Source organism: Chitinibacter sp. GC72 (genome assembly GCF_009760905.1).
GTDB lineage: Bacteria > Pseudomonadota > Gammaproteobacteria > Burkholderiales > Chitinibacteraceae > Chitinibacter.
Genome location: NZ_VIRW01000013.1, coordinates 33,757 through 51,192, shown reverse-complemented (window position 1 = coordinate 51,192; position 17,436 = coordinate 33,757). Strand labels below are relative to the sequence as shown.

The window sequence follows — 17,436 nt, the reverse complement described above, 5'->3', positions numbered from 1 at the left end:
AAACGCCACATGGTTACCCATGTGGCGTATGTCTTCGCAGATCAGGCTGGATAATTACTTCAGAGTAATACCCCAGTTGGCTTCCACACACTTGGTGTATTGGCCGTCGATCAGTGCATTGTATGGCGTCTGGTAGCTGACGAGTTGACACTTGTTATCGCCGCCCACTTTCCAGTCTTTTTCCCAGTAAATATTGAACGCGGCCGATGAACCACCATCGAAGCGACCCATGCCTGAGCATTTCATCGATTCTTTGTTGATGTCCCAGCCCAGATCGCGCGCAAACTCGGTGTAGTAGTTGATGCGGTTTTGCGCAGCCGGTTTGGTTGGGGTGTCCTGGCATTCAGCATTGATAATCTGGATCGTCGTTGGGAAGTCATTGCCCAATTGACGCGATTTATCAAACTCGTTTGGCACCCAAGTACCGTCAATCACGTGCAGCATGGATGGTTTTGGTGGCTGTGGGTAAACAAAGAAGAACACTGCTGACGCGAGGTTCAACCAGCTTTCCGCTACCAAGTCTGGGTTTTTCAGCAACACAGATTGGTCGCCATCAAACATGGCTTGGCTAAATGGGCCGTAGTTGTAGTTGTAAGACAACTGTTTCGCGCCACGACCGAAGTACTTCAGGTAGCCGCCTTTCGCATCGGTGCCGCAAGTCCAGACTTTGTTAAATACCGGGTCAGCACATTCGCCGTTGTAACCGCAGTTGGTGCCTGAGTCGGTACAACCCATTTCGCGTACATGTACCAGCGCTTGCAGCCATTCCGGATTGCCGTATTGCTCTACGCTATGGCCACCAGTTTCTTGGGCGAAGTGCGCAAACGAAGCGGCCAGTGAGCGGCGGCAGATTTCATCGGCATTGCGGCCATCAGTGTAATCACCACAGAACGCTGGGAATTTAGCCGTGGCTTGCAAGAAACGGGTGTAGGTGTAGCTTGGGTGCGCTTTCGAGAAGTAGTAATCCCACTTCGCTTTTGGCAAGATCGCTTCAACGCGTTTCACGTTACTTGGGTTAGTCATCAGGCCAGGCGCAACGGCTTCCACCACTGAGTTTGGCATTGTGCGAACTGATGCTTTGACTTTGCGGAAGATATCGCTATTGGTCAGTGTGGCTGCGTAGGCATCGGCTTCGGCTTTGGTCGGTACGCCGCCCGTGCTGCCGCCACCGCCCGGCGGTGGGGTGGTCATGCCTGTTGCGTCACAGGCACCAGCTGCATTCCATGCGCCATCTTTGCCTGGTTCGGCACCGGCATTGGCCCACCATTTGGCCGTGTAATTCACAGCGTTAAAGCTGACTTTTGCGCCGCCAGCATAAGAGCTGCCAGCGTTCCATGCGGTATCACATTTTGGCAAGCCTGAACCTGGTGTAGTGGTTACGCTTGGCGTTGGAGTCGGCGTAGGTGCAGTGGTCGGTGCGGCGGTGACCACGGGTGTTGCGCTTGGCTTGGCCGTTGGTGCAGCAGTCACCACTGGCGTTGCAGTCGGCTTGGCAGTTGGTGCTACGGTTGGTTTTGCAGTTGGCGCCACTGTTGGCGCGATGGTAGGTGCTGCGGTTGGGGCCGTGGTTGGTTTGACTGTTGGCGCAGGTGTCGCGCCGCTAGCGCCAAGCAATTGCCACGGACCCCACTGGCTGGCACCTGGTGCTTCACCGGTCGTCCACCATTTGGCTTTGTAATCTTTACCTTGATAGGTAACGACGTCGTTGGCCAGATAAACCGACGAGGCATTCCAGTCTGCTGCCCATACGCCTGCGCTCAGACATAAAGCTGCCACCAAAGCCGAGATTTGAAACTTGGTATTCATAGTCCCACTCCATCGAGGATTTTGGCCGGTCAAGAGCTGCGCTTTCCCCATTAACGCCGCTGGCACTTTTATGTCCACTGACTGCTAAGCGGTCTCAGTGGTTGTCTTCAATCCTGAAACTGGTATTAAAGGATTTCCGTAATCCTACCATTCGTAGTCTGGGCGTCAATCACTACAAGCTAGGGAAATCACGTATTTATGACAAATAATTTTTAGGGAAAGGAATATTTGATTTAATTGTAATTAAACTTTCCTATTGCTGACTTTTGTCTTCTTTTTGCTCTGTTTTTAAGCGTTTTCTAATGTTTAAATATCCTTTTGACGCTGTCAGGGCGGGGTATAATGTGCGGCGCAGTTTTGATGATGAAAAAGGTTGAATCGGGATGCAGAATTTTTTGCGAAGCATGGCAGTTTTTGTGAGCTCAGTGGTATTAGCAACCAGCACAGTGTGGGCTGAAGATGCACCATTACCATTTGATAGCCCTGACGCAGCACCACCGATTGCCAAGCGTGCGCCTGCTGCCAGCTCGCAACGTACGAATGTACAATCTGCGCCCAAAGCCAAGGCCGCCAAGGTCAGCAAGAATAAAAAAACCAGATACAAGAAAACGGCTCAAAGCGTGAAGCGCAGCAAAGCCGCCAGCAGCAAAAAAGCCCGGACGCAAAGCGTGCAAAAAGGGAAAAAAGGCAAGGTCAGGGCGGTGCCATCGGCCAAGACCAAAAAATCCCGTGTGAACACCACGAGCAAGCAGCGCAATTTGAAAAAAGCCAGCCAGAAGCGGCAGAAGGCGGGTGCTGTGAAATCCGGCAAAGCCGGAAAAGCAGCGAAGTCACGCCATAAAGCGCGGGCAAGATAAGCAAAACCGCCCCAGCTTTAGGCCATTCAAGTCAACTTGAGCAGTCTGAAGCTGGGGCGGTTCTGGCGGCATTGCGCGCAATGCCGGGCGGCCCGGGCTATTGGATACTCAGGCTTTGTTGATGCGCGAGAGCTCTTCAAAGTAAGTCGGGAAAGTTTTAGCCGTGCATTTCGGATCATTAATCCGCACCGGCACGCCACCCAGCGCCACCAGCGAGAAACACATTGCCATGCGATGATCGTCGTAAGTGTCGATTTCGGCGTTGGCGATCAGCTGCTCAGGTGGTGTCACCGAAATCCAGTCCTGACCTTCCTCGACCAGCGCACCGACTTTGCGCAATTCGGTCGCCATCGCCGACAGGCGATCAGTTTCTTTTACCCGCCAGCTTTCGATATTGCGAATGGTCGTTTTGCCGTTGGCAAATAGCGCGGCAATCGCAATCGTCATTGCCGCATCCGGGATGTGGTTCAGATCGACGTCGATGGCTTGCAGTTGGCCATTGCTTGGCGGCGCCGCTTCAATCCAGTTTGGTCCCCAGGTGATTTGCGCGCCCATCTGCTCCAGCGTCTCGGCAAAGCGTTTGTCGCCCTGAATTGACTCGCTACCGACGCCCGTAACGCGAACGGCATCGCCACCACGGCCTGCGCCAGCAATCGCTCCGGCGGCAAGGAAATACGACGCGCTCGACGCATCGCCTTCTACAAAAATCTCGCCCGGTGATTGGTACACTTGGCCAGCAGGGATAAAGAATTCGTTCCAGCTTTTCTTCTCGACTTTCAGTCCGAATTTGGCCATCAGGTTGAGCGTGATTTCGATATACGGTTTGGAAATCAGCTCGCCGACCACTTCAATCGTCGTATCGCGATTACTCAATGGCAAAGCCATCAATAAGCCGGTCAGGAATTGGCTAGACACATTGCCTTTGACTTGGACCTTCGAAGCTGTCTCTGCAGCAACGACGCCCGGCTTGATTTGCAGCGGAGGGAACCCTTCATTGCCCAGATAATCGATCTGGCAACCCGCTTGGCGTAGCGCATCGACCAAGTCGCCAATCGGGCGCTCGTGCATGCGGGCCACGCCGTGCAGATGATAGCTGCCGTTCGATAGCGCCAGCGCTGCCGTGAGTGGACGGAAAGCCGTACCGGCATTGCCCAGAAACAGATCGGCCTCTTTATTCGGGAAGTTGCCAGCGCAGCCATGCACGATGAAATCGCGGCTATCACCTAGCTGCTCAACTTTGACGCCCAGTGTATCCAGCGCCTCCAACATCCGTTGTGTATCGTCCGACGCGAGCAGCCCACGCACCGTGGTTTGGCCTGCGCACAAAGCGGCGAGCAGCAAAGTGCGGTTGGAAATGCTTTTCGAGCCGGGCAGCGCAACAGTGCCAGCGACTTTGGCGATGGGGGCGAGGTCTAAAAATTCCATGCTGATTATTCCTTGGTGATTTCTTTTAGCGCCTTCATCACATAATCCGGCGTCAGTTTATTGAGGCAATCCATATGCCCAAGCGGGCATACCCGCTCGAAACATGGGCTGCATTCCAGATCGAGCGTGACAATTTTGGCTTTTAAGGTCAATGGGGGCGTAAACGATGGTGAGCTGGAGCCAAAAACGGCGACCAGCGGCCGACCCAGCGCCGCCACCACATGCATCAGCCCCGAATCATTGCAAACGGCCACGTGCGATAAGGACAGCAAGTCTATCGCCTCGGCTAGGCTGGTTTTGCCCGCCAGATTGATCACCTGCGGGGTCAGGGCTGCAATTTCGGCACAGATTTCATTGTCCTTGCCCGAGCCAAACAGCCACACCTGCGCGCCATCGGCGATCAGCTGACTGGCCAGCGCGGCCGCGTGTTTTGCTGGCCAGCGCTTGGCTGGGCCGTATTCGGCGCCGGGGCAAATTGCAATCATCGGTTTGTCGGTGCTCAAGCCCAGTTTGGCGAGCGCAGCCGCGCGTGAGTCTTCGCTAATCGTCAGCACCGGATGCGGAATCACGCTGATGCGCGGGGCGTCTTTCTCGTCCGCGAGCGAATAAAACCGCTGCACCATTTGTGGCAGTTTGATTGGGTCCAGCGTGCGAATATCGTTAAGCAGGCCGTAACGCATTTCACCTACCCAGCCGGTCCGTACCGCAATACCGGCAAAGGCGGGCAGCAATGCCGACTTGATCGAATTGGGCAGCACAATCACTTGATCGTAGCCACGTGCTTTCAATTGCCGTGCCAATTTCCAGCGCTCGCGCAATTTCAGCTCGCCATGGCCGAACGGTGCATCAATGGCTTCGCTGATTTCGCTCATGCGCGCATGCAAAGGGCGAGTCCACGCCGGAGCGAGTACGTCGATCTGTGCAGATGGGTAGCGCTGCTTGAGGCGCGCATACATCGGCTGCGCCATGATGGCATCGCCCACCCAGGCCGGGGCGACAATCAGAATTTTGTTCAAGAAATACTTCCTGATAATTAAGTGCTCGTGCAAAAGTTTTATGGCAAGGCATCGAAGCCGCAGACAGTACATCGAGTACGACAAGGCGAGACAACGATGCAAGACAACTTTTGCTTAACTACTTACACCGAAAAAAGCAGAAAAGCGGCGACCAGGATATTCTGGTTCGCCGCTTCTTGTGTTTGGCTCAATTAATGGCCTTTGATCACTTCGCCTTCTTTCAATTTGTACTGCGTGCCACAGTATGGGCATTGCGCTTTGCCAGTTTTCGCGATGTCGAGGAAAACGCGTGGGTGCGAATTCCATTTCAACATGTTCGGCATCGGACAGTGCAAAGGCACGTCGTGCGCGGTCACTTCGATTTCTTTTTGGGTGTTGTCGATCAGGCTCATAGTGTCCTCTTTTGATTCTCGTAGGGTGGGTTAGCCGTAGGCGTAACCCACCAGTTATCAGCCACGGTGGGTTACGCTGCGCTAACCCACCCTACGGTTTTTATACCAGTGTCAGCCAGTCTTCGTGTTTCGGATCCAGCCCCTTTACGCAGTCGAAATAACGTTTTTGCAAACGCTCAGTGATCGGGCCACGTGTGCCAGCGCCAATTGGGCGATTGTCCAGCTCGCGGATTGGTGTGACTTCAGCAGCCGTGCCGGTGAAGAACGCTTCGTCAGCGGTGTAGATTTCATCGCGCGTGATGCGTTTTTGCACCACGGTAAAGCCTTCTTCAGCGGCCAAAGTCAGCACCGTATTGCGCGTGATGCCGTCCAGACATGAGGCTACGTCTGGTGTGTAGATGATGCCTTTTTTCACGATAAACAGGTTCTCACCCGCGCCTTCGGATGCGTAGCCTTCGGTGTCGAGCAGCAGCGCTTCATCGTAGCCGTCAGCCGCCGCTTCCTGATGCGCCATGATCGAATTGATGTAGTAACCGCTGGCTTTGGCACGCACCATCGACACATTCACGTGGTGACGGGTAAAGCTCGATGTTTTAACGCGAATGCCTTTGGTCAGGCCGTCTTCGCCCAGGTAAGCGCCCCAAGGCCACGCAGCCACGATGGTGTGGATGGTGTTATTGGTCGCGGCAATGCCGAGCTTTTCGCTGCCGATAAACGACAATGGGCGCAAATAGCAAGATTTCAGCTTGTTCTCGCGCACGACGGTTTTTTGTGCTTCGTTCAGCTCTTCTGCGCTGTAGCCAATATTCATCTGGAAAATCTTGGCCGAGTTGAGCAGACGCTCGGTATGGTCTTGCAGACGGAAAATCGCAGTGCCTTTGGGCGTTTCGTATGCACGTACGCCTTCAAATACACCCATGCCGTAATGAAGGGTGTGCGTGAGGACGTGGGTCGTCGCGTCGCGCCAATCTACCAGTTTGCCATCGTACCAAATGACGCCGTCGCGATCTGCCATTGACATGCTGAAGTCTCCTGCTGCTGTATTCGGGAAAACGACGATTGTAACCGAAGTTGTGCGTTTTCTGTTGGACTTAGTGCATGCACTACAGCGCCGCTGGTGCGGGCGCTGCAGCGGCTTGCAGCAGTATTACGGAGGTATATTTCAGGCCGTTTCGGGTAGTGGGTTCAGCAGCTTTTCCAGCGCCGGATGCAGGATTTTTTTCGGGCTGTAAATGGCATGATACTGCGCATCGACGCCGCTCAGCTCGCCGACGATATGCAAGTCATTCACAGGTATTGCTCTGGAGGGGATGACAGGTGCTGGCTGCAGGCCGATACCTGCCTTGGCAAAGGTGTGCATTAATTCACTGTCGGAAAATTCGCCCACAATATCAGGGTAGATTTGCCGCTCGGCAAACCAGGCATCCAGCTGCAGGCGCAGCGCAGTATTGCGCGTTGGCAGCAATAAGGGCGCACCGCTCAGGCTGTGCGGGAAGTGCGGCTGGTATTGTTCAAGCAGTTCGCGCGTGCCTTGCAGCATGATGGGCGCGGTGGTCAGCGGCTGGCTACGCAGCTGTAGCGCTTCGGCGTTGAGCAAAGGGCGGTCGGCCAGAATCAGGTCAAACTGGTGCAAAGTCAGTTTGGCCAGCAATTCGTTCAGATCGCCATCGACCTGGCACACCAACTTGATCGTGCTGTGCGACGATGGCGATGTTTGCGACGATTGAAGCAGCGGGCTTAAGAGCTGCAGCGCATTGCTTTTGGGGATCATATCAACGATGCCGATATTCAGCCGCGCCCGCAAGCTGTCGCCGCGTTCCATCGCTTGCTGCAATTCCTGGCCGAGCAGAAAAATCTGGTCGGCATAGTGCAGCATGGTGCGGCCCGCTTCGGTGAGCTGCAGATTGCGCCCCACCTGGCTAAACAGGCTTTGGCCCATATCCTGTTCGAGCAAACTCACCTGGCCGCTAATCGTTTGCGCCGTAATCCCCAGCTTGCGTGCTGCGGCGCTAATGCCACCTTCTTTGGCGACGACCCAGAAATAATGCAGGTGTTTGTAATTGAGCGCTTGCATGGCCATCTTTCGAGAAAAACTGAAGGTTTGTCAATGTAAGCCTGATGTTTGATGCAGTAAAGTTTTTTATACTGCGGGTAGCGTTGCTTGCGATTAGCGCGGCGGAACTTCAATCGCATCAACGATATCTAAGCAGTCAACAATGTGGCATTGCGTGCACACGCTGCAAAAGCATACTGTGGCGCCAAGCGCCTCACTTATAATGAGCGCAAATTTTACAAGGAGTGACAAGTGAAACGGACGATTCTATTAATTGCGACCAATATCGCCATTATGGTGGTGTTGGGTATTGTGGTTAGCGTGCTGGGGCTGAACCGTTTTATCAGCGCCAACGGGCTTAATTTGCCGATGTTGCTGATGTTTGCCGGCGTGATGGGTTTTGGCGGTGCTTTCCTGTCACTGGCCATGTCCAAAACCATGGCCAAATGGAGCACTGGCGCACAGGTGATCGAGCGCCCACGCAATCAGGATGAGCAATGGCTGTTTGATACCGTCGCCCGCTTGGCGCAGCGCGCGCAAATCGCGATGCCCGAAGTGGCGATTTACGAAGGCGAGCCCAATGCCTTTGCCACAGGCCCTTCCAAAAACAACTCGCTGGTGGCCGTGTCAACCGGCTTGCTCTACACCATGACGCACCGCGAAATTGAGGCAGTGCTGGCGCACGAAGTGGCACACGTGAAAAACGGCGATATGGTGACGCTGACGCTGATTCAGGGCGTGGTGAATACTTTTGTCTTCTTCCTAGCTCGCGTGGTGGGTTATCTGGTCGATTCATTCCTGAGAAAAGACAATGAAGAATCGTCCGGCCCCGGCATTGCCTATATGGTGACGGTGATTATCTGTGACATTCTGTTTGGTATTTTGGCTAGCGTGATCGTGATGTATTTCTCGCGTCAGCGCGAATTCCGGGCCGACGCCGGTGCTGCGCAACTAATGGGCGATACTGCGCCGATGGTTGATGCTTTGCGCCGCCTGGGCGGGATGGAGCCGAGCGCCTTGCCAAGCAATATGGCGGCCTCGGGTATCGCCAATAAATCAGGCTGGATGTCTTTGTTCAGCTCGCACCCATCAATGGAAGAGCGCATTGCTGCTTTGCAAGCGATGCGTTAATCGCTAGGGGTATGGCTCCGCGAACAAGAAAGGGTATTGCCTGCCGGGCAATACCCTTTTTTTTGGCCATATTCAAAATTCATCGCTAAATCATCCTATTCGGCCATCTCACCTCTCAATCTGAATATTGCACTTTCACTATGGGTATGTGCTTGAAGTAACTGTTGATATTGATTTTTGGATCAATACATTGGAGGTGTATGAGCGGCTGATTTCAATCGGCTGCCAAAGTGAATGCCAAGACTTGTCATCCAATTGTAACCAGGCCAGTCTACAGTCCTTGCCATCGATGGTTTTTCCGATGGTATCCGTATGAAAATTGCAGCACAGCTCAAGCTAGGTAGTGTGCTTACAGGTCTGGCTCTGGGTCTGGCCGTTTTGCTGGCTGCGGGCAATCTGCAGCGGCTCAAGCACAGTTTTGATAGCTACCGCGACGCGCAGCGCTCGGCCGAGCAGCTGGTGCGGCTGAAGGTCGATATGCTGACCCTGTCGCGGCTGGATGTGATGCAGCCCGATATTGGTAATCAGCTGACGCAGTACGAGCAAAGCATCAAGCAATCAGCCGCTGCTGTGCAGCTGCCTGCAACGCAGCAAACGCAGTTTAACCAGGCGATGGGCGAACACTGGGCACGTTACCTGACGCAATTTCGCAATGCGGTGCTGATTGCCGAAACCTCGCCCGAAGACGCGTTGGCGATACCCGAGCAGATTTATCGCAACGATCTTTCCCCCTTGCTGCTGGTACTGGAAAAACTGATGGTCAGCGAGGGTGCGCGCGCTAGCGACGCCGAATCGGTGTTTGGGCAGCAGTTGGCGCAAACATTCTGGCTGGTGCTGATACCGCTGTTGCTAGCGGCAGCGATGATTATTGGCTTGTCGCTGTTTTTCTCACGCCGATTACAAGCCAGTCTGGCCGAAATGGCCGAAGTGGCGCAGCGCCTCTATGCGGGCGATCTGACCATGCGCATGCCAGAAGGGCAGGACGAGCTGGGCGGGCTGGGCAAGGCGATTAATCACTTTTTGCTGCAATTGATGCAGATTCTGGCGCAGGCCAAATCGGCAGCCCAGCACACGCGCCGTGATGCGGTGCATATTACCGAGCTGGCTAATCAGGCCTCGCACAATATGGGCGAGCAATCCAATCGCGTGGGCGAAATCAGCCTGGCGATGCATGAAATGACCGAAACCGTGCATTACGTCGGCGAATTGGCGCAGATTGCCGCCATTGCCGCCGGGCAAGCCAAGGCCGCGACCAAGGAGGCCGATCAGGCTGGGGCGACCACGGTGCAAAATCTGCAAGCGCTGTCGGTGCATTTTGCTTCGGTAGAACAAGCCATGAACGAGCTGGGGCTGTCGTTTGGCAAAATCGTCACGGTCAGCGGCACAATCAAGGACATTGCCGATCAGACCAATTTGCTGGCGCTCAATGCCGCCATCGAGGCGGCCAGAGCGGGCGAGCATGGCCGTGGTTTTGCTGTTGTGGCCGACGAAGTGCGCAAGCTGGCGCAAAGCACCAGCGATTCAACGCGGATGATTGCCAATATTCTGGATGGCACGCGGCAATCGACCGAGCAAACCGGCAAGGCCGTACTGGCGGCCGGGCAGTATCTGTCGGCGTGCAATCGCGACGGTGAAGTGGTGGCGCTGGCGCTGAACCGCATTCATGGCATTAGCGAGACAGTGGCCGAAAAAATGAACGGCATTGCCACCACGGTGGACGAGCAAAGCCGCTCGGCCAGCGCCATCAACCAGCAACTGGCCGATATTGCCCAAGGCCTGAATCAGACCTCACAAGGTAGTAACAGCATTACGCAGGACATGCGCCAATTGCAGGATGTGGCCAACCGGTTGGAAAGCAGCATGGCCACACTGCGCACGGCTTGATCTACTTGCTAGGGTATTGCCCTAAAGTGCTTGCTGGATATTGAGTGCAGGCCAATACCCCAATATCTGTGCGTATTTAGAGTAATTGAACAAGTTTTTCGCACTCGTTCCCCTTTCATTGAAGGGGGCTAGGGGGGCATCAAGAGCAATATTTGAGTACTCAAATAGAGCGAAATCCCCCCTAATCCCCCTTTTACAAAGGGGGAAACGACTGCGCGAGCACAACTTGCTCTGTTTTAAGCCAGCAGTGGCGTTGTGTAGATATTCATACCCTTAAGAGCGAAGAAGTGGCGGCGGCGATCCATTAACCCTATCAACACCAATTGCGAACATGCCAACAATGAAGCGGGCTATTTCGACTATTTGCCCTTCAGCGCTTTGCCCAGGCTGCCCAGTAGCGTGAAGTCGGCGTCGTCCTGGGTGATTTCCCAGATCATGATGCCGCCGAGTTTCTGCTCTTTCACGTATTTGGCTTTTTCCGCCAGCGAAACAGGGTCGTCAAAGCTAATCAGCTCTTTTTTGTCGGCGTGATACAGATACGGCGACTGGCCTGATTCCTTATTGCGGTAGGCTTTCCAGCCCGGTGCTTTGGTGTATTTGGCTTGCAGATCAGCCCAGCTCACCACGCCCGGTTCGGCTTCGCCTTTCAGCCCCGGCCCGGACATGCTTTGCGCCAGTCCATCCCCTTTGGGCCCAGCGGCCACATTGCCCAGTCCGCGCGCGTAAAACGGCACGCCCAAGACCAGTTGGGCGGGCTTGGCGCCCAGCGACAGAAAATAATCCACTGCCTTGCTGCTCGATAAAATCTGCCCATCCGGATCGTTGGGCACGCTGTGCAGGCTGGCGTGCAGCGTGGCCGTTTTGCTCCACCCGCCGCTGCGGTCGTAGGCCATCAGATTGACCCAATCCAGCAGCGGAAAAGCATTTTTCAAATCGTAGCCCTGCATCACCCAGCCGCCGTTATTGGCTGGTACGGCAACGCTGAGCCGATATTGTTTCTTATCGGTTTTGCCCGCGGCATCGAGTGCCTGGCGAAAATCGCGCAATAGGCTGACCCAGTTCTGCAGATCGGCCGCGCTGGCATCGGCAGCGTATTCGCCCCCCGTCACCGGGTGTTCCCAGTCCAGATCAAGGCCGATGCAGCCTGAGTCGCGCATAATCGCCACCGAAGTTTTTACCAGCTTGGCGCGACCCGCTTCGGTTTGCGCGGTTCTGGCGATATTTTTAGAGCCTGTCCAGCCGCCAATCGCCCACATGCACGCAAAGTTCGGATTGCTCTTTTTGGCGGTTTTAAATTGCGCCTGCCACAAAGCAGCACCGGCCTTGGTCGCCGCAGGTAAATACGCTTCACCGCTGGCGTTGACTTCGATAAACGACAAAATACCGTAATCGAGCTTGGCCAGCTGCGGCCCGGTTTTGCTCACCACGCTGGCGTCTCGCCAGGTGGGCAGATAGGAAATCAGTGCATCGTTGGCAAAACTGCTGCCGGGCAGGGCGAGTAGGCACAGGGTGGTGGCGATGTTTTTCATCAGTCATCCTCGTTGGGGGTGTGATCGGCGATGACTGCCGACTTGTCCACGCAGTATACGACTGCGGCGAAGGTGGGGAAATGGCCGAAACTGCTCTCGGCCTTGTCCTTTTCTTGCATCGCGCAGCGGTGGTTTGTTACGAGGATTGCTCGATGATGAGTTGGATTGGCTTGGGTATATGTCTGAAAGCTATTTACAGATTGCCCTGCAGAGTAATACCCTTGTAGATAATAAAAATGCCCGCCGAAGCGGGCATTGCAGATGGATCAAATCCGGGCTTATTCTTTCTCGAACCACGCGATGCTTTCCACATGCGCGGTGTGCGGGAACATATTGATAATGCCTGCCGATTTGAGCGTGTAGCCTTTGACATTCACCAGCACATCGGCGTCGCGCGCCAGCGTGGACGGGCTACAGGAGACGTACACAATCCGTTTCGGGCCGTTTTCTGCCGAAATGGCGTTGCACAGCGAAATAGCGCCATCACGCGGCGGATCGATCAGCATTTTGTCGAAATGCCCCAGTTTTTCCAGCCATTCAGGTTTCATATCGAACAGATTGGCCATGGTGAAGTCGGTTAGATGATCTAGGCCATTGTGTTTGGCGCTCTCAAAAGCGCGCTCCACCAGCTGTTGGCTGCCTTCCATGCCCAGCACCTGGGCGCCGCTACGTGCAATCGGCAGCGTAAAATTGCCCAGACCACAGAACATGTCGGCAATGCGCTCGCCCGGCCGCGGGTCTAGCATGTTGATGGCGCGCTCGACCATCACGCGATTGATGCCGTGGTTCACCTGGGTAAATTCGGTGGGTTTGAACGGCATTTCAATATTGAATTCGGGCATTAGATAGCTGAGTTTGGGCGCGTCCAGCGGGTAGAGCGGGTAGGCGCTATCCGGGCCTTTGGGTTGCAGCCAGATCTGTACTTTCCACTCGTCGGCGTAGGCTTTGAACAGCGCAAAATCAGCATCGTTGATGTCTTCCATATTGCGAAACACCAGCACGGTGATATTCGCGCCCACGGCCAGCTCGATTTGCGGCATCCGGTCGAAAATCGACAGGCTTTTGACCAGCTCGCGTAGCGCAGGCAATTGCGCTGACACATGCGGCACCAGCACATGGCATTCGCGCATATCGGCAATAAAGCTGCTGCGCTTTTCATGAAAACCAACCAGCACCGTGCCTTTTTTGGCAACATTTTTGGCCGACAGGCGCGCACGGTGGCGGTAGCCCCAGGCAGGGCCGTAAATGGCGGGCAGGATGGATTGGGCTTTAACGTGGCCAATGCGCTCCAGATTGTCCTCCAGCACGCGTTGTTTGGCGGCAACCTGCGCGCCAAATTCCATGTGTTGTAATGAACAGCCACCACAGACGCCGTAATGCGGGCATTTTGGTTTTACGCGCATAAAGCTGTCATTATGCACGCTGATCGCTTGCGCATTTTCAAAGCTTGGTTTTTTGCGAAAGCTACTGTAAGTTACGGTTTCGAAAGGCAGCGCGCCATCGATAAAAATCGTTTTTCCATCGACATGTGCAATGCCATGGCCTTCGTGACTGAGTGATTCGATCTGGGCGGTAGGATTGTTCATCTTGAGTCAATCAATATATATAAGCAATTGGGCGCAATTATAACCGAGCCGGACAGTGTTGACGCTGTGTTTGCAATCGGTAAAGCAAACGATGGTCAGCCTGCACACTGGCAGCACCCATGCACCACTTTGCCATTTAGGTTTTCTTATGAAGCTCGAATCAGTACTGCACCTTTCTACTTTGCTCAAGGCTCAGACGTGGGACGCGTTTGCCGAGGCGCTGGTTGGCGCTGTGCGTGATTCGTTTGATGCCAAGCGCACTTTTCTAGTGCTGCCTGACGATGACAAAGGCCTGCTGATTCATGCTCAGGCGGTCGTTGGGCTACGCTCGCTGTGTTTTGCCGAGCCGCAAAACCCCGATGCATTTTTTGGTCTGGCGGTGGAAGAGCTGCACTGGCAACTGAGAGAGCCCGCTTTGTCGGTACGCCCGGTGGATTTTCAGGTGGAGGACATCTGGGAAGTCGAGGGCGACAGCATTCCGCAACTGGTGCGCTGGATTTTGCCGCTGGAATACCACGGCAAACTGATTGCCTTGCTGTACGTTGAGCTGGCCAACGTGTCGCGTTTGAAATCCTATCTGGAAACCGCGTCATTCCGGGTTGAATGCGAGGCACTCGCGGGCATGCTGGCCGATCGGATCGAAGCCTTGCTGACCGGGGGCGTCGTCGAGCGCGACGAAATGACCCGCCGCTTGCAAAGCAGCTTGCAGCGCGCCGAAGAATACCGCGAGCTGCTGCAAAAATTGCACGAAGTCACTTTGCGCCTGACGCAAACCCCCGATCTGGACACCTTGCAGCGCGAGGCGGTGAACGCGGCGATTACCGATCTGGGAATCGATCGACTGGGTTTGTTCGCGGTTGATCACGACAAGGGGCTGATGCTGGGCACCTATGGCACTGACAATGATGGTCGCCTGACTGACGAGCACTGGTACAGCACGACCATTCCGCAGCACCAGATTTTTGCCGCCGCAGCCGAGCAGCCGGGCGAGGTGATCGTCAAGGAAGACGCGCCCATTTATTACAATAAAGTCGTCGTTGGCCGGGGCTGGAATTCCCTGGTGGGGCTCTATGCCGACGGTATTCATCTGGGCTGGATGGCGGCCGATAATTTCCTGCGCCGCCGCACCCTGATGCCGTATCAGCGTGAGGTGATGAAGCTGTTTGCCGCAATTGTGGCGCAGCTGATCCGTGCCAAGCAGGTGCAGCAGGAAATGCATTTGCTTAATGCGCGGCTATCGCAGCAAACAGCAGCGCTGGCGCATGCCAAAGATCAGGCTGAGGCCGCCAGCCGGGCCAAATCGGATTTTCTGGCCACCATCAGTCATGAAATCCGCACCCCGCTCAATGGCGTGCTGGGCTTTGCCCAGTTGCTTGCCGATACGCCGCTGAATAAAGAGCAGGGCGAATACGTGGGCAATATCCGCAAATCGGGCGATTCGCTGGTGCTGCTGGTGAATGATTTACTGGATTATTCGAAAATCGAAGCGGGCAAATTCGAATTGACGCCGGATTTTTTCAATCTGCAGGAAGTATTGGAAGACTCGTGCAGCATGCTCGCCTCGCGGGCTGTCGAGCGCCGGATCGAGCTGGTGCTCGATATCGCGCCGGTGTTTCCGGTGCGCTACTTTGGCGATGGCTTGCGCTTAAAGCAGGTCATCACCAATCTGGTGTCCAATGCGCTGAAATTTACCGAACAAGGCGGGGTTTATCTGAGCGCCAGTGTGCAGGGCGGTGCGATTGAATTGCGGGTGAAAGACAGTGGCATCGGGATTAGCAAGGCGCAGCAGGCGCTGCTGTTCCAGCGTTTTTATCAAGCCGATTCGGGCTCGACGCGTCGTTACGGCGGCACCGGGCTGGGGCTGGCCATTTGCAAACTGCTGCTTGAATTAATGGGCGGTACGATTACCGTTGAATCGGCGCTGGGGCAGGGCTCGTGTTTTATCGTCCGTTTGCCGCTAGGGGCTGATGACACGGTACGCCAGCGTGTGTTGCCGACGCTGGCCAGCTTGCAGGGGAAAAAAGTAGCCTGGCTGGGTGATGGTGGCTGGAGCCAATCGTGGATCAAGCGCCTGCTTACCGCCTCTGATGTCTGCTGGCTCGATGCCAGCCCGGCTGCATTGTGCGAGGCCGAGCTGCTGATTGTCGATGAAGACTCAAGCAATCTGGCCGCGTTGAATGTCGATTGCCCCGCGCTCTTGCTCGGCTGGCATTCGGCGCAGCAGGCGCTGCGCGGCGCTGGCGCGCGAGGCTTTCTGGGTAAACCGGCCTTGAGCGAAGTGGGGCTGATTCGTGGCCTGCGCAAATTGCTGGATGTACGCAGTACTTTGCTGCCGCAGCAAGCCGGCTGTGTGCGTTTTCATGGCCATATTCTGGTGGCCGAAGATAACCCGATGAATCAGCGGGTGGTCAGCGCCTTTCTGGCCAAGCTCGGCTGCACGGTGCGGATTGCCCACTCGGGCCAGGAAGCCGTGGCGCTGGCGCAGCAGGAAGCGTTTGATCTGGTGTTGATGGATTGGCAAATGCCGGAAATGGATGGCATTGAGGCGACGCGTCTATTGCGCAGCCAGCCGCAATTTCAGAATCTGCCGATTATCGCGCTGACGGCGAACGCCTTCGAGAGCAGTGAAGAGCAGTGCCTCAGTGCCGGAATGGATGGATTTTTGTCCAAACCGCTGGAGTTTGCCCGTCTGCAGGATATGCTGGCCTACTATCTGGTCGAGCGCGTCGACGAGAATTCCTGCCTGCCGGGCTAGTTGGGGAAATCAGCGGGCGGCAAGCTTGCCATTTTCCCGTATCCTGAAACGCCCCGTATTGCGATTGGTTGAAAAGAATGACTTCGAAGTTCAAAGACGCCCGCCTGCTGGGCCATTTGCTGGTGCTGTTCTGTGTGCTGGTTTGGGGTATTACCTTTGTATCGACCAAAATCCTGCTGCAATGGCGCAGCCCGGTAGAAATTGCCCTTGATCGCTTTGTGCTGGCCTATCTGCTCTTGTTGCTGATGCAGCCGGTTTTCAAACGGCCAAACTGGCGCGAAGAGCTGTATTTTTTCGGCCTTGGCCTGTTTGGCGTCACGCTGTATTTCCTCACCGAAAACATCGCGCTGCAATATACGCAAGCCTCCAGCGTGGGTTTGCTGGTCTCGTCCGCGCCCTTGCTAACAGCCTTTTTTGCCCATTTCACCACGCATGACGAAAAGCTCAGCCGGCGCCTGATTATTGGTTCGCTGATGGCGCTGGCTGGCGTCGCGCTGGTGATGTTTAACGGCAGCGTGATTTTGCAGCTCAATCCGCTGGGCGATATTCTGGCGCTCTCCGCCGGGGCTGCGTGGGCGGTGTACTGCCTGCTGCTCAAGCGGGCAGGGCAACGCTATGGCTATCTGTATCTGACGCGGCAGATCTTTTTCTACGGGATTTTCACCTTGCTGCCCGCCGCTTGGCTGATGCACTATCGCTTCGATTTATCCCTGTGGCTCGATCCGCTGCAAGGCGGCAATATGCTGTTTCTGGGCATTGTCGCTTCGGCGCTGTGTTATGTGGCCTGGAATAAAGCCGTTGGGATTATTGGCGCGGTCAAGGCGAGCAACTACATCTATCTGATTCCGCTGGTGACCATGCTCACCGCCGTGGTGATTTTGAATGAGCGCATCACCCTAGTGGGCGCATCAGGCGCTGCCATGATCTTGCTTGGGGTATACTTCGCGGAGCACGGCCTGGGCTTGCCTGGCAGGAATTAGAGGGGTAGGGTATTTTGACCTG

General features: G+C 55.2%; 14 protein-coding genes. 5 read left to right on the top strand and 9 right to left on the bottom strand.

What is annotated here, in order from left to right:
- Window positions 1-54: 54 nt before the first annotated feature.
- Window positions 55-1,806 (bottom strand): glycoside hydrolase family 19 protein, encoded by a 1,752-nt coding sequence (locus tag FLS37_RS11545; RefSeq protein WP_198314596.1) that lies wholly within the window; start codon window positions 1,804-1,806, stop codon window positions 55-57.
- Between the two features lie 253 nt (window positions 1,807-2,059).
- Window positions 2,060-2,410, bottom strand: coding sequence for a hypothetical protein (locus tag FLS37_RS11540; protein ID WP_157670080.1), 351 nt, complete (start codon window positions 2,408-2,410; stop codon window positions 2,060-2,062).
- Between the two features lie 16 nt (window positions 2,411-2,426).
- Between FLS37_RS11540 and FLS37_RS11535 the strand changes: the two genes are divergently transcribed.
- Window positions 2,427-2,663, top strand: a complete 237-nt coding sequence (locus FLS37_RS11535) for a hypothetical protein (protein ID WP_157670079.1) — start codon at window positions 2,427-2,429, stop codon at window positions 2,661-2,663.
- A 108-nt stretch (window positions 2,664-2,771) separates the two neighbouring features.
- Here FLS37_RS11535 and aroA read toward each other — a convergent pair whose 3' ends face one another.
- The 5 genes from aroA to FLS37_RS11510 form a co-directional block, all read right to left on the bottom strand.
- Window positions 2,772-4,088 (bottom strand): 3-phosphoshikimate 1-carboxyvinyltransferase, encoded by a 1,317-nt coding sequence (gene aroA / locus FLS37_RS11530; protein ID WP_157670078.1) that lies wholly within the window; start codon window positions 4,086-4,088, stop codon window positions 2,772-2,774.
- Window positions 4,089-4,093: 5 nt separating this feature from the next.
- Window positions 4,094-5,056 (bottom strand): lipopolysaccharide heptosyltransferase II, encoded by a 963-nt coding sequence (gene waaF / locus FLS37_RS11525; RefSeq protein WP_232522583.1) that lies wholly within the window; start codon window positions 5,054-5,056, stop codon window positions 4,094-4,096.
- 239 nt (window positions 5,057-5,295) lie between these two features.
- A complete protein-coding gene (locus FLS37_RS11520; RefSeq protein ID WP_157670077.1) occupies window positions 5,296-5,496 on the bottom strand; it encodes a zinc-finger domain-containing protein in 201 nt (66 codons plus the stop codon).
- Window positions 5,497-5,596: 100 nt separating this feature from the next.
- A complete protein-coding gene (locus FLS37_RS11515; protein WP_157670076.1) occupies window positions 5,597-6,517 on the bottom strand; it encodes a branched-chain amino acid transaminase in 921 nt (306 codons plus the stop codon).
- Window positions 6,518-6,658: 141 nt separating this feature from the next.
- Complete coding sequence (locus FLS37_RS11510) at window positions 6,659-7,570, bottom strand: LysR family transcriptional regulator (protein ID WP_157670075.1); 912 nt, start codon at window positions 7,568-7,570, stop codon at window positions 6,659-6,661.
- Window positions 7,571-7,801: 231 nt separating this feature from the next.
- Between FLS37_RS11510 and htpX the strand changes: the two genes are divergently transcribed.
- Window positions 7,802-8,680 carry a protease HtpX gene (gene htpX, locus FLS37_RS11505; protein WP_157670074.1) on the top strand — a complete coding sequence of 293 codons (879 nt, stop codon included), beginning with the start codon at window positions 7,802-7,804 and terminating at the stop codon, window positions 8,678-8,680.
- A 312-nt stretch (window positions 8,681-8,992) separates the two neighbouring features.
- Window positions 8,993-10,564: a methyl-accepting chemotaxis protein gene (locus FLS37_RS11500; protein WP_157670073.1), complete on the top strand. Its 1,572-nt coding sequence runs from the start codon at window positions 8,993-8,995 to the stop codon at window positions 10,562-10,564.
- A 359-nt stretch (window positions 10,565-10,923) separates the two neighbouring features.
- Here FLS37_RS11500 and FLS37_RS11495 read toward each other — a convergent pair whose 3' ends face one another.
- Together FLS37_RS11495 and rlmD are read right to left on the bottom strand one after the other, a co-directional pair.
- Window positions 10,924-12,093: a glycoside hydrolase family 18 protein gene (locus FLS37_RS11495; RefSeq protein ID WP_157670072.1), complete on the bottom strand. Its 1,170-nt coding sequence runs from the start codon at window positions 12,091-12,093 to the stop codon at window positions 10,924-10,926.
- Between the two features lie 278 nt (window positions 12,094-12,371).
- Window positions 12,372-13,679, bottom strand: coding sequence for a 23S rRNA (uracil(1939)-C(5))-methyltransferase RlmD (rlmD, locus tag FLS37_RS11490; RefSeq protein WP_157670071.1), 1,308 nt, complete (start codon window positions 13,677-13,679; stop codon window positions 12,372-12,374).
- 148 nt (window positions 13,680-13,827) lie between these two features.
- Here rlmD and FLS37_RS11485 point away from each other — a divergent pair, with 148 nt between their 5' ends.
- Window positions 13,828-16,434, top strand: coding sequence for an ATP-binding protein (locus FLS37_RS11485; protein WP_198314595.1), 2,607 nt, complete (start codon window positions 13,828-13,830; stop codon window positions 16,432-16,434).
- 77 nt (window positions 16,435-16,511) lie between these two features.
- On the top strand, window positions 16,512-17,414 hold the full coding sequence (locus tag FLS37_RS11480; protein WP_157670069.1) for a DMT family transporter: 903 nt from the start codon (window positions 16,512-16,514) through the stop codon (window positions 17,412-17,414).
- The last annotated feature ends 22 nt before the right edge of the window (window positions 17,415-17,436 follow it).

What these genes read in the sequence shown, in the direction of transcription:
- FLS37_RS11495 (WP_157670072.1), bottom strand. Translation starts at nt 12,093, where the DNA reads ATGAAAAACATCGCCACCACCCTGTGCCTACTCGCCCTGCCCGGCAGC.
- FLS37_RS11480 (WP_157670069.1), top strand. Translation starts at nt 16,512, where the DNA reads ATGACTTCGAAGTTCAAAGACGCCCGCCTGCTGGGCCATTTGCTGGTG.
- FLS37_RS11545 (WP_198314596.1), bottom strand. Translation starts at nt 1,806, where the DNA reads ATGAATACCAAGTTTCAAATCTCGGCTTTGGTGGCAGCTTTATGTCTG.
- FLS37_RS11485 (WP_198314595.1), top strand. Translation starts at nt 13,828, where the DNA reads ATGAAGCTCGAATCAGTACTGCACCTTTCTACTTTGCTCAAGGCTCAG.
- FLS37_RS11515 (WP_157670076.1), bottom strand. Translation starts at nt 6,517, where the DNA reads ATGTCAATGGCAGATCGCGACGGCGTCATTTGGTACGATGGCAAACTG.
- FLS37_RS11520 (WP_157670077.1), bottom strand. Translation starts at nt 5,496, where the DNA reads ATGAGCCTGATCGACAACACCCAAAAAGAAATCGAAGTGACCGCGCAC.
- FLS37_RS11510 (WP_157670075.1), bottom strand. Translation starts at nt 7,570, where the DNA reads ATGCAAGCGCTCAATTACAAACACCTGCATTATTTCTGGGTCGTCGCC.
- FLS37_RS11500 (WP_157670073.1), top strand. Translation starts at nt 8,993, where the DNA reads ATGAAAATTGCAGCACAGCTCAAGCTAGGTAGTGTGCTTACAGGTCTG.
- rlmD (WP_157670071.1), bottom strand. Translation starts at nt 13,679, where the DNA reads ATGAACAATCCTACCGCCCAGATCGAATCACTCAGTCACGAAGGCCAT.
- waaF (WP_232522583.1), bottom strand. Translation starts at nt 5,056, where the DNA reads ATGGCGCAGCCGATGTATGCGCGCCTCAAGCAGCGCTACCCATCTGCA.
- aroA (WP_157670078.1), bottom strand. Translation starts at nt 4,088, where the DNA reads ATGGAATTTTTAGACCTCGCCCCCATCGCCAAAGTCGCTGGCACTGTT.